The following is a 13,643-nucleotide window of genomic DNA, read 5'->3' as shown; positions in this document are numbered from 1 at the left end:
CCACCAACCGCGGCTGGGACGCCGAGGGCCTGTACGACCCCGACCCCGACCGGGCCGGCCACACCTACTCGACCCGGGGCGGTTTCCTCCACGACGCCCCCGACTTCGACGCCTCCTTCTTCGGCATCTCGCCCCGCGAGGCCCTGGCCATGGACCCCCAGCAGCGCCTGCTGCTGGAGACCTCCTGGGAGGCGATGGAGCGCGCCGGGATCGACCCCGCCGCCCTGCGCGGCAGCAGCACCGGTACGTTCATCGGCGCCAGCTACCAGGACTACGGCGCCGGGGCCGGCAGCCCGGAGAACGCCGAGGGCCACCTGATCACCGGCACCATCTCCAGCGTCCTGTCCGGCCGGCTCTCCTACACCTACGGCTTCGAGGGCCCGGCCGTCTCCCTCGACACCGCCTGCTCCTCCTCGCTGGTCGCGCTGCACCTGGCCTGCCAGTCGCTGCGCAACGGCGAGAGCTCCCTGGCCCTCGCGGGCGGCGTCAGCATCATGTCCACGCCCGGCGCGTTCGTCGGCTTCAGCCGGCAGCGCGCGATGGCCGCCGACGGCCGCTGCAAGGCGTACTCCGACCAGGCCGACGGCATGAGCCTGGCCGAAGGCGTCGGCCTGGTCCTCGTCGAACGGCTCTCCGACGCCCGCCGCAACGGACACCAGGTCCTCGCCGTCATCCGGGGCTCCGCCGTCAACCAGGACGGCGCCTCCAACGGCCTGACCGCGCCCAACGGCCCGTCCCAGCAGCGTGTCATCCGGCAGGCCCTGGCCAACGCCAAGGTGGACCCCGACGGCATCGACGTCGTGGACGGCCACGGCACCGGCACCGCCCTCGGCGACCCCATCGAGGCACAGGCCCTGCTCGCCACCTACGGCCAGGGCCGCGACCCCGAGCACCCGCTGCTCCTGGGCTCCGTCAAGTCCAACATCGGGCACACCCAGATGGCGTCCGGCGTGGCCAGCGTCATCAAGATGGTCATGGCCATGCGCCACGGCGCCGTGCCGCAGAGCCTGCACATCGACCGGCCCTCGACGCACGTCGACTGGAGCTCCGGCGCCATCCGGCTGCTCACCGAGCCGCTGGACTGGCCGAGCACCGGCCACCCGCGCCGCGCGGGCGTCTCCTCCTTCGGGCTCAGCGGCACCAACGTCCACACCATCCTCGAACAGGCCCCGGAAGAGCCGGCTGAGGACGGCACCGACACCGCGCCGGTCCGTACGGGCGACCCCGCACCCGTACCCCTGGTCCTGTCCGGACGTACGGAGGAGGGCCTGCGCGCCCAGGCCGGGCGGCTGCTGTCCCACCTCGCCGACCACCCCGGCCTGCCGCTCACCGACCTCGCGTTCTCCCTCGCCACCTCCCGCTCCGCCCTGGAGCACCGCGCGGCCGTCGTCACCGACGACCCTGATGCCCTCACCCGGGCCCTGACCGCGCTGCGCGACGCGGACGCCGACGGCGCGCTGCTCACCGGCAGCCCGGACCGCGGCCGGCTGGCCTTCCTGTTCACCGGCCAGGGCAGCCAGCGTCCCGGCATGGGACGCGAGCTCTACGACACCCACCCCGTCTACGCCCAGGCCCTGGACGCCGTACTGGCCCGCTTCGACCTCGAACTCGACCGCCCGCTGCGGGAGATCCTGTTCGCGGAACCGGGCACCCCCGAGGCCGCGCTGCTGGACGACACCGGCTACACCCAGCCCGCCCTGTTCGCCCTCGAAGTGGCCCTGTTCCGCCTCGCCGAGTCCTGGGGCCTGCGCCCCGACTACGTGGCGGGCCACTCCATCGGCGAGTTCGCCGCCGCGCACGCCGCCGGGGTCCTCTCCCTGGAGGACGCCTGCACCCTGGTCGCGGCCCGCGGACGCCTGATGGCGGCCCTGCCCCCGGGCGGTGCCATGGCGTCCGTCGAGGCCACCGAGGACGAGGTGGCCGCCGTGCTCACCGCGTACGAGGGACGGGCCGCGATCGCCGCCGTCAACACCCCGGGCTCCCTGACCGTCTCGGGCGACGAGGACGCGGTCCTGGCCGTGGCGGCGCACTTCAAGGAACTCGGCCGCCGCACCAAGCGGCTGCGCGTCAGCCACGCCTTCCACTCGCCGCACATGGACCCGATGCTCGCGGACTTCGCCCGCGCCGTCGCTTCCGTCACCTGCCACGCGCCCGCCGTGCCCCTGGTGTCCACCGTCACCGGCGCACTCCTCACCCACGAGGAGCTGGCCGCGCCGGAGTACTGGACCGGACAGGTCCGCGGCACCGTCCGCTTCGCCGACGCCGTACGGCACCTCACCGAGCACGGCGTGACGACCTTCTTCGAGCTGGGGCCGGACGCCGTCCTCAGCGGTGCGGTACGCCAGGGCGCGGGCGAGCAGGACCGGGTCACCGCCGTACCGGCCCTGCGCCGCGACCGGCCGGAGGCCCCGGCGCTGACCACGGCGCTGGCCCGGCTCCACCTCCACGGCGTACGCGTGGACTGGGACGCCGTGTTCGCGGGCAGCGGTGCCCGCCGGACCGACCTGCCCACCTACCCCTTCCAGCGCGAGCGCTTCTGGCCCGAGGCAACCGCCGGAGCCGCCGCTCCCGCACAGCCCGCCGACGAGGCGGACGCCGAGTTCTGGTCGGCCGTGGAGCGCGCGGACCTCCAGTCCCTCGGCTCCTCGCTGGACCTGGACGACGACACCCTCACCACCGTCGTGCCCGCCCTCTCCTCCTGGCGGCGCAAGAGCCGCGAACGCTCCACGATCGACGGCTGGCGCTACCGGACCACCTGGAAGGCCCTCACCGGCCCGGCCGCCGGCGGACGCCCATCCGGCACCTGGCTGGTGCTCGTACCGGCCGACGGCGCGGGGGAGTGGACCGAGGCGGTCGTCGGTGCCCTGGGCACCGACACCGTACGCATCGACGTCACCGCACCGCAGCGCCAGGACCTGGCCCAGCGGGTGCGTGAACTGTCCGCCGAACACGGCGGATTCGCGGGCGTCCTGTCCCTGCCGGCAACAGCCGGCGAAGGCGACGCGGACACCGCGACCGAGGGCCTGCTGCTGACGGCGACCGCCGTCCAGGCCCTGGGAGACGCCGGAATCGAGGCGCCGCTGTGGTGCGTGACCCGCACCGCCGTGGCCGTCGACCGCGCCGAGCACCCGGCCCGCCCCGCCCAGGCCGCCGTCTGGGGCCTGGGCAGGGTGGCCGCGCTGGAGCACCCGCAGCGCTGGGGCGGCCTCGTCGACCTTCCGGACGAGCTGGACGGCACCACCCTGCGCCGCCTGGCCACCGTCCTCGCCGACAGCGGCGGCGAGGACCAGATCGCCGTACGCACCACCGCGGCCTACGCCCGCCGCCTGGCGCACCACCGGGCGGCACCGGACACCGAGACGGGCACGTTCAGCCCCACCGGCACCGTGCTCGTCACCGGCGGCACCGGCGCCCTCGGCAGGCACGTCGCCCGGTGGCTCGCCGAAGCGGGCGCACAGCACCTGCTGCTGGTCAGCCGCCGCGGCGCCGACGCGCCCGGCGCGGACGAACTGGTCGCGGAGATCGAGGAGACGGGTGTACGCGTCACCCTCGCGGCGTGCGACATCGCCGACCGCGAGGCGCTCGACGCCGTACTGGCCGCGATCCCCGACGAGCACCCGCTCACCGCGGTGTTCCACACCGCCGGGACCGTGGACGACGGCACCCTGGACACGCTCACCCCCGAGCAGTTCACCTCCGTCCTGCACGCCAAGGTCACCGCCACCCGCGTCTTGCACGAGGCGACCCGCGACCTGGACCTGAGCGCCTTCGTGCTCTTCTCCTCCGTCGCCGGCACCCTCGGCGCACCCGGCCAGGGCAACTACGCCGCCGCCAACGCCTACCTCGACGCCTTCGCCGAACACCGCCGCGCCCACGGCCTGCCCGCGACCTCGGTCGCCTGGGGCCCCTGGGCCGAGGACGGCATGGCGGCCGACGGCACCGACGTCCAGGCACGCATCCGCCGCGGCGGCTACATCCCCCTGCCGCCACAGCTCGCCCTCGCCGCCCTGCGGCGCGCGATCGAGCACGGCGTCACGACGCCGACCCTCGCGGACATCGACTGGCAGCGCTACGCGGAGGTCTTCACCGCGACGCGCCCCAGCCCCCTCGTCGGCGACCTGCCCGAACTGCGCCAGGCCACCGCGTCCGCCGGGACGCCGGAAGCCGCCCTGCGGGAACCGGCCCTGCGGCAGCGGCTCGCCGGGCTCTCCCCGGCCGCCCGCCCGCGCTTCGTCCTGGACCTCGTACGCACCCGGGTCGCCGCGGTCCTCGGCCACAACGGCACCTCCGGCATCGGCGCCGACCGCGCCTTCAGCGACCTCGGTTTCGACTCGCTGACCACCGTCGAACTGCGCAACACCCTCACGGCCGCCACCGGCCTGAAACTGCCCGCGACCCTCGTCTACGACTACCCGACCCCGACCGCCCTCGCCGACTTCCTGCTCGCCGAACTCCAGGGCACCCTGCCCGAGACCGACCGGCTCGCCCCGGCCCCCGGAGGCCGCGCCGCCGACGACGACCCGATCGCCGTCGTCGGCCTCAACTGCCGCTTCCCCGGCGGCGTCCGGTCGCCCGAGGACCTGTGGCAGCTGCTCAGCCGGGGCGAGGACGCCATCTCCGGCTTCCCCGCGGACCGCGGCTGGGACCTGGACGCCCTCGCCCAGGGCGCCTCCGCGACCCTCGAAGGCGGATTCCTCGACGGCGTCGGCCTCTTCGACGCCGCCTTCTTCGGGATCTCGCCCCGCGAGGCCCTGGCCATGGACCCCCAGCAGCGCCTGCTGCTGGAGACCTCCTGGGAGGTCTTCGAGCGCGCCGGCATCGACCCGGCCACCCTGCGCGGCAGCCGCACCGGCGTCTTCGTCGGCACCAACGGCCAGGACTACGCCACGCTGCTGCGCCGGGGCACCGGCACCGCCGACATCCGCGGCCACGTCGCCACCGGCAACACCGCCAGCGTCCTGTCCGGCCGCCTGTCCTACGCCTTCGGCCTGGAGGGCCCGGCCGTCACCGTCGACACCGCCTGCTCCTCCGCGCTGGTGGCCCTGCACATGGCCGCCAACGCCCTGCGCAGCGGCGAGTGCACCCTCGCCCTGGCCGGCGGCGTCTCGGTCATGTCGAGCCCTGACTCCTTCACCGAGTTCACGGTCCAGGGCGGGCTCGCCCCCGACGGCCGCTGCAAGCCCTTCGCCGACGCGGCCGACGGCACCAGCTGGTCCGAGGGCGTGGGCGTCCTCGTCCTGGAACGGCTCTCCGACGCCCGCCGCAACGGCCACGAGGTGTGGGGCATCGTGCGCGGCACCGCCGTCAACCAGGACGGCGCCTCCAACGGGCTGACCGCGCCCAGCGGACGGGCCCAGCAGCGCGCCATCCGGCAGGCCCTCGCCGACGCCGACCTCGCCCCCGCCGACGTCGATGTCGTCGAGGCGCACGGCACCGGCACCACCCTCGGCGACCCCATCGAGGCACACGCCCTCATCTCCGCCTACGGGCCGGACCGGGAGCGCCCGCTGCTGCTCGGCGCCGTCAAGTCGAACCTGGGCCACACCCAGGCCGCCGCGGGCGTCGCGGGCACCATCAAGATGCTCCTGGCGATGCGCCACGGCGTACTGCCCAAGACCCTGCACGTCAACGCCCCGTCCTCGCACGTCGACTGGTCGGACGGCACGGTCTCGCTCGTCACCGAGGAGCAGCAGTGGCCGGAGACCGGCCACGCCCGGCGGGCCGGTGTCTCCGCCTTCGGCGTGAGCGGCACCAACGCCCACGTGATCATCGAGCAGGCGCCGCAGATGGAGCCCGAGGCGGACGAGCCCGCCGCGCCCGTCACGGTGCCGGGCGTCGTGCCCTGGCCGGTGTCGGGCAGGTCCGAGGCCGCGCTGGCGGCACAGATCGAGCGGGTCACCGCGCTGACCGGCCTCTCGCCCACCGACGTGGGCCACTCCCTCGCCACCGGCAGGTCGGCGTTCGCCCACCGCGCGGTCCTCGCGGCCGACGGAGCGGGCGTACGGGAACTCGCCCGCGGCATCGCCCAGGAGACCGACGGGAAGCTGGCGGTACTGTTCTCGGGGCAGGGCGCGCAGCGGGCCGGGATGGGCCGGGAGCCGGCGCTGTTCGCCGTCGAGGTGGCGCTGTTCCGCCTGGCCGAGTCCCTGGGCCTCCGCCCCGACTTCGTGGCCGGTCACTCCATCGGCGAGATCGCCGCCGCGCACGTGGCCGGAGTGTTCTCGCTGGCGGACGCGTGTGCGCTGGTGGCGGCCCGGGCGCGGCTGATGCAGGCGCTGCCCGCGGGCGGCGCGATGGTCGCCGTCCAGGCCACCGAGAGCGAGGTCGGGCCGCGGCTGGTCGACGGCGTGTCGATCGCGGCGCTCAACGGCCCGGAGTCGGTGGTGATCTCCGGAGCGGAGGACGAAGTCCTGCGGATCGCGGCGGAGTTCGCCGACGAGGGCCGCAAGACCCGGCGCCTGTCGGTGAGCCACGCCTTCCACTCGCCGCTGATGGACCCGATGCTGGCGGACTTCCGGCAGGTGGCCGAGGGGCTGGCGTACGAGGCCCCGCGTATCCCGCTCGTGTCCAACCTGACGGGCGAACTCGCCACCGGGAAACTGGTCCGCACACCCGGGTACTGGGTGCAGCACGTGCGGGAGACGGTGCGGTTCGCCGACGGTGTCCGCGCGCTGGAGGCCGAGGGTGCCTCGGTCTTCCTGGAGGTGGGCCCGGACGGTGTGCTGACGGCGATGGCCCAGCACTGCCTGGACGAGGCGGCCGTGGCCGTCCCCGCCCTGCGCAAGGACCGCCCCGAGGAGGCCGCACTGCTCACCGCGCTGGCACAGCTGTATGTCGCCGGTGTGGGCATCGACTGGTCCGGGATCTTCGACGGCACCGGCGCGCGCCGCGTGGACCTGCCCACGTACCCCTTCCAGCAGGAGTGGTTCTGGCCGGAGATGGCGCCTGCGGCGAGCCGGCCGGACGGTACGCAGGCCCCGGTGGACGCCGAGTTCTGGGACGCGGTGGAGCGCGCGGACCTGACGTCGCTCTCCGCCGACCTCGACCTGGACGACGCGGCGCTGGGCGCCCTCGTACCCGCCCTGTCCACCTGGCGCCGCAAGCGCGTCGAGCGCTCGACCGTCGACGGCTGGCGCTACCAGGTGACGTGGAAGCCGCTCACCGGCACCTCGGCGAGCACGCTTTCCGGGCCGTGGCTGGCGCTCGTCCCGGCGGGCGGTACCGACGAGGAGTGGACCGCCTCCGTGGTCGCGGCCCTCGGCGACGACGCCGTGCGCGTCGAGGCCGACCCGGCCGACACACCCGCGCTGACGGCCCGGCTGGCTGAACTCGCAGCTCAAGGCGTCGAGTTCGCGGGCGTCGTCTCACTGCTGGCCACCCGGGCCGCCGAAGGCGTCGCTCCTGCCGGGGCGATCTGGCCGGACGAGGCCGTGCAGGCACTGGCCGACGCCGGTATCGACGCCCGCCTCTGGTACGTCACCCGTGGCGCCGTCGCGACAGGCCGCTCGGAGACGGAGGTGGACGTCGCCCAGGCGGTGGTGTGGGGAGCGGGCCGGGTCGCGGCCCTGGACCACCCGGACCGCTGGGGCGGCCTCGTCGACATCACCGACGTACTCGACCGGCGCTCGGCGGACCGGTTCCGTGCCGTGCTGTCCGGTACGGGCGGCGAGGACCAGGTGGCACTGCGGTCCTCCGGCCTCTTCGGGCGCCGGCTGGTGCGCGCCACGGCCGACAGCCCGTCGGCCCCGTGGCAGCCGTCCGGCACGGTCCTGGTCGTCGGCGGCGCGTCCGGCACCGGCGGGCACTGCGCCCGCTGGCTCGCCGGACAGGGCGCCCGGCACATCCTGCTGGCCGGGCCCGCCGCGCCCGATGCGGACAGCCTGCGTACCGAGTTCGACGGCCTGGACGCGGAGCTGACGCAGGTCGTCTGCGACCCGTCCGACGGCGAGGCGCTGCTGACCGCCCTCACCGCGCTCCCGTCCACGGCACCGCTGACCGCCGTGGTCTACGCCGACACCGAAGCGCTCTCCGGCGACGGTGAGCCGGGCGCTGCTCTGACCGCACTGCACACGGCCGTGGAAAACCTGGCGGCCGTGGCCGAAGCGGCGGCCGGAGAACGTCCTCTGGACGCGTTCGTCCTGTGCTCCTCGATCGCCGGGACCTGGGGTGCCGGCGGCCGGGGCGCGGAGGCGGCGGCCGGAGCCCTGCTGGACGCCCTGGCCCGGCGGTACCGCGCACGCGGACTGCGTGCCCTGTCCGTCGCCTGGGGCGCCTGGGCGGACACCACCGACGACAGCCTGGCCGCGCACCTGCGGGTCAACGGCCTGCCGGTGATGGACGCCGACCGGGCCCTGTCCGCGCTGACCCGCTCCGTCGGCGCCGGCACGGCTTCGGTGACGGTCGCCGACGTACGGTGGGACCGGTTCGCGCCGGCCTTCACCCGTAACCGGCGCGGCAACCTGTTCACCGACCTGCCCGAGGCCCGGACCGCGCTCACGGAACCCGCGAGCGCCGAACAGGGCACCGCGACGGGCCTGCGGGCCCGGCTCGCCGACAGCTCCGCCGAGGAGCGGACCGAGGCGCTGCTGACCCTGATCCGTGGCGAGGTGGCCACGGTGCTCGGCTTCGCCGACGCCGACGCCGTCCCGTCCGGACCGGCCTTCAAGGACCTCGGCTTCGACTCCCTGACCGCGGTCGACCTGCGCAACCAGCTCGCCACCGCGACCGGCCTGACCCTGCCCGCCACCCTCGTCTTCGACTACCCGACGGCGGAGGCGCTGGCCGGCCACCTGCGGACCGAACTCTTCGGCGAGGACAGCGACGCACTGCCCGCCGCCGCGTCGGTACGGGCCCGGGGCACGGCCGACGACCCGGTCGTCATCGTCGGCATGAGCTGCCGCTACCCGGGCGGGGTCCGCTCGCCCGAGGACCTGTGGGAGCTCGCCATGGGCGGGGTGGACGCCATCGGCGGCTTCCCCGTGGACCGGGGCTGGGACCTGGACCGGCTGCTCAACGGCGACCGGGACGGCCGCGGCCGGACCGCCGTCCGCGAGGGTGGGTTCCTCTACGACGTGGCCGACTTCGACCCCGGATTCTTCGGGATCGCGCCGCGCGAAGCCATGGTCATGGACCCGCAGCAGCGCATCCTGCTGGAGGCGGCCTGGGAGGCGCTGGAGCGCACCGGCATCGACCCGGCCGGGCTGCGCGGCGGTGACACCGGCGTGTTCATCGGCGGCGGCTCGGGCGACTACCGGCCCGAGGCGGGCCAGCTCGGCCACGCGCAGACCGCGCAGTCGGCCAGCCTGCTCTCCGGTCGGGTGGCCTACCACCTCGGCCTGGAGGGCCCGACCGTCAGCGTCGACACGGCCTGCTCGTCGTCCCTGGTGGCCCTCCACCTGGCCGCCCAGGCCCTGCGCAACGGGGAGTGCTCCGTCGCGCTGACCGGCGGTGTGACGGTGATGTCCAGCCCGGTGAACTTCGTCGAGTTCGGCGAGTTGGGCGCCCTCGCGCCCGACGGCCGCTGCCGCGCCTTCGCCGACTCCGCGAGCGGCACCGGCTGGTCCGAGGGCGTGGGCGTCCTCGTCCTGGAGCGCCTCTCGGACGCCCGCCGCAACGGCCACGAGATCCTGGCCGTGCTGCGCGGCTCGGCCATCAACCAGGACGGCGCCAGCAACGGCATCACCGCGCCCAACGGCCCCTCGCAGCGCCGTGTCATCCGGCGCGCCCTGGCCGACGCCGGGCTGGCACCGGGCGACGTGGACGCGGTGGAGGCGCACGGCACCGGCACCACCCTGGGCGACCCCATCGAGGCGCAGGCGCTGCTGGCCACCTACGGCCAGGACCGCGAACTGCCGCTGCTGCTCGGGTCGTTGAAGTCCAACATCGGCCACACCCAGGCCGCCGCCGGTGTCGCCGGTGTGATCAAGATGGTGCAGGCCATGCGGCACGGCGTACTGCCCAGGACCCTGCACGTCGACGCGCCGTCGGCGCACGTCGACTGGACCTCCGGCGCGGTGGAGCTGCTGACCGAAGCGGCCGACTGGCCGCGGACGGGCCGCGCCCGGCGGGCCGGTATCTCGGCCTTCGGCGCCAGCGGCACCAACTCCCACGTGATCATCGAGCAGTTCGAGCAGCCCGAGCCGGCGGCCGAACCCGCACCGGTGGAGGCCCACGGCCCGCTGCCGGTGCCCGTGTCGGCCGCCGCGCCGGAGGCACTGCGGGCCCAGGCCCGGCAGCTGCACTCCTACGTGACCGCCCGGCCCGGACTCACCACCGCGGACCTGGCCCGCGCGCTGGCCACCACCCGCTCGGTCTTCACCCACCGCGCCGCCGTCCTCGCCGGCGACCGCGACGAGCTGCTGGCCGGTCTGGCCGCACTCGCCGACGGCCGCACCACGCCGCAGGTCGTACAGGGCGAGGCAGCAGCCCGCCGGGGCAAGCTCGCGGTGCTGTTCTCCGGCCAGGGCACCCAGCGCCTGGGCATGGGACGCGAGCTGTACGCCCGCTTCACGGTGTTCGCCGAGGCGTTCGACGCGGTGACCGCGCACCTGGACGCCGAGCTGGACCGCCCCCTGCGGGAGGTGATGTCCGAGGACGCGGAGCGGCTGAACGAGACCGGCTTCACCCAGCCCGCGCTGTTCGCCGTCGAGGTGGCGCTGTTCCGCCTGGTCGAGTCCTGGGGCGTCCGCCCGGACTTCGCCGCCGGGCACTCGATCGGTGAGATCGCGGCCGCGCACGTGGCCGGGGTCTTCTCCCTGGAGGACGCCTGCAAGGTCGTGGCCGCGCGGGCCCGGCTGATGAACTCCCTGCCGACCGGCGGCGCCATGGTCGCCGTCCAGGCCACCGAAGAGGAGGTGACGGCGCTGCTGACCGCGGGGGTGTCGCTCGCCGCGGTCAACGGGCCGCGGTCGGTGGTCCTCTCCGGCGACGAGAGCGCCGTTCTGGACATCGCGGACAAACTCACCGCTGACGGGCGCAAGACTAGGCGTTTGCGGGTCAGCCATGCATTTCACTCACTGCACATGGACGCCATCCTCGAAGACTTCCGACGGGTCACCCGCAGCGTGGACTACCACGCCCCGCGGATCCCGCTGGTGTCCAACGTCACCGGCGAGGCGGCCACCGAGGAGCAGGTGTGCTCCCCGGACTACTGGGTGCGCCACGTCCGCGAGGCGGTCCGCTTCGGCGACGGCGTCCGCACCCTCGCCGAAAGCGGCGTGACCGCCTTCCTGGAGCTCGGCCCCGACGGCGGGCTGTGCGCCATGGCCCAGGACACCCTCGACGCCCTGGCGTCGACGGCCCTGGCCGTACCGGTCCTGCGCAAGGACCGCGGCGAACAGGAATCCGCGGTCACCGCACTCGCCCGGCTCCACACCGACGGAACGGCCCTGGACTGGGACGCCCTGCTCGCGGGCACCGCGACCGGGCCCCTCCGTACCGACCTGCCCACCTACCCCTTCCAGCACCAGCGGTACTGGCCAGCCACCCAGCCGGGTGACGCTTCCGCCGCGCCGGAGGGCGCGGACGACGGCTTCTGGACGGCGGTGCGCGAGGCCGACTTCGCCTCGCTGGAGACGACGCTGAACGTCGACGGCGACGCACTGGCCAAGGTGCTCCCCGCGCTCGCGGACTGGCGCCGCCGGCGCGGCGAGGAGAACACCGTCGACGGCTGGCGGCAGCAGATCACCTGGCAGCCGCTGAGCCCGCGGCCCGCCCCCACTCCGGCAGGCGCCTGGCTCGCCGTACTCCCGGCCGGGCACGCCGACGACCCCTGGGCCGCCGACGCCGTCGCCGCGCTGGGCCCGGACACCGTACGCCTGGAAGTGGCGGAGCCCGACCGCGCGGCGCTGGCCGAGCGGCTGCGCGACCTGGCCGCCGACGGGTTCGCGTTCACCGGAGTGGTGTCCCTGCTCGCCCTCGCCACCGCACCCGCGCCCGGCGCGGACGCCCCCGCGGCACTGGCCCTGACCACCGCCCTGATCCAGGCGCTCGGCGACGCGGACCTGGCCGCACCCCTGTGGTGCGTCACCCGCGGCGCGGTCGCCGCCGCGCCCTCCGAGCCGGTACCCGGGCTCGCCCAGGCCGCCGTATGGGGCCTGGGCCGGGTCGCCGCGCTGGAGCACCCGCAGCGCTGGGGCGGCATGGTCGACCTGCCCGACACCCTCGACGAACGGTCCACGGCCCGCTTCGCCGACATCCTCGCGGCCCCCGGAGGCGAGGACCAGATCGCGGTCCGGCCCTCCGCCGCCCTCGGCCGCCGGCTGGTACCCGTACCGGCCGGGCGCGGTACGGCGGAGTGGGACCCCACCGGAACCGTCCTGATCACCGGCGGCACCGGGGCCCTGGGGGCCCACGTGGCACGCCGCCTCGCCGAGGCGGGCGCCCGGCACCTGCTGCTCCTCAGCCGCCGGGGCCCGGACGCGCCCGGCGCGGACGAACTGCGGGCCGAACTCGCCGCCCTCGGCGCCGAAGTCACCCTCACCGCCTGCGACGCCGCCGACCGCGACGCGCTCGCGGAGGTCCTGGCGGGCATCCCCGGGGAAGCCCCGCTGACCGGCGTGATCCACACGGCGGGCGTCCTGGACGACGGTGTCCTCGACAGCCTCACCCCGGACCGCTACGAGGCCGTCTACCACGCCAAGGCCGCCTCGGCCCTGGCCCTGCACGACCTCACCCGGGACCTGGACCTGGCCGTCTTCGCCCTGTTCTCCTCGTCCTCCGGCGCGGTCGGCAACGCCGGCCAGGCCAACTACGCCGCCGCCAACGCCTTCCTGGACGCGCTCGCCGAACAGCGCCGCGCCCAGGGCCTGGCCGCCACCTCGATCGCCTGGGGCGTGTGGGGCGGCGACGGGATGGCCGCCGACCAGCGGGCGGCGGACGTGGCCCGGCGCACCGGAATCCGCCCGCTCGACCCGGACCTCGCCGTCGTGGCGCTGCGCCGGGCCGTGCTGGACGGGCGGCCCACCGAGGTCGTCGCCGACATCGAACGCGACCGGTTCGTCCGCTCCTTCACCGCCGTACGGCCCAGCCCGCTCCTCGGCGAGCCGGCCGCCGACGGGCACACGGCGGACGGCACCGGCGAGGAGACCACCGGCGACGCGCTGCGCGAGAAGCTGACGGGCCTGCCGCCCGCCAAGCGCTCCGAAGCCGTACTGGACCTGGTCCGCACCCGGGCCGCGGCCGTACTGGGCCACCCCACGGCCGACGCGGTGGGCGCCGACCGGGCGTTCCGCGACCTCGGCTTCGACTCCCTCAGCGCCGTCGAACTGCGCAACCAGCTCGGCGCCGCGACCGGACTGAACCTGGCCGCCACGCTCGTCTTCGACCACCCCAGCCCCGCCGGCCTGGCGGCTCACCTGCTGAGCCGGCTCGTCCCCGACGAGGGGCCGGGGGAGGGGACCGGCGACGGCGACCCGGACGCGGCGGGCATCAGGGCCCTGCTCGCCTCCGTATCCCTGCACCAGCTGCGGGAGATCGGCGTACTCGAACCCCTGATGAAGCTCGCCGCCGAACAGTCCGGGGCGGCGGGCGGCGAGGCCGATGCCGCGACGGCGGCGGACGCCTACGAGGAGTCGATCGACGCCATGGACGTAGCCGACCTGGTGCAGGCGGCACTCGACGGCAATTCCCCCCAAGAGCGCTGA

General features: G+C 75.3%; 1 protein-coding gene (cut by a window edge). It reads left to right on the top strand.

The window, feature by feature from the left end; all coding sequences use genetic code 11:
* Positions 1-13,643, top strand: partial view of a type I polyketide synthase gene (locus IH45_RS0107615; RefSeq protein WP_030663376.1) — the final stretch only. The gene continues 14,659 nt to the left of window position 1, outside the view; the window shows 13,643 of its 28,302 coding nt (coding positions 14,660-28,302); the start codon falls outside the window, past its left edge; the stop codon is at positions 13,641-13,643.

The organism is Streptomyces rimosus subsp. rimosus (genome assembly GCF_000720725.1).
GTDB classification, from domain to species: Bacteria; Actinomycetota; Actinomycetes; order Streptomycetales; family Streptomycetaceae; genus Streptomyces; species Streptomyces rimosus_A.
Note: the sequence above shows the minus strand (reverse complement) of the source record. Positions and strands in the feature narration are given on the sequence as shown.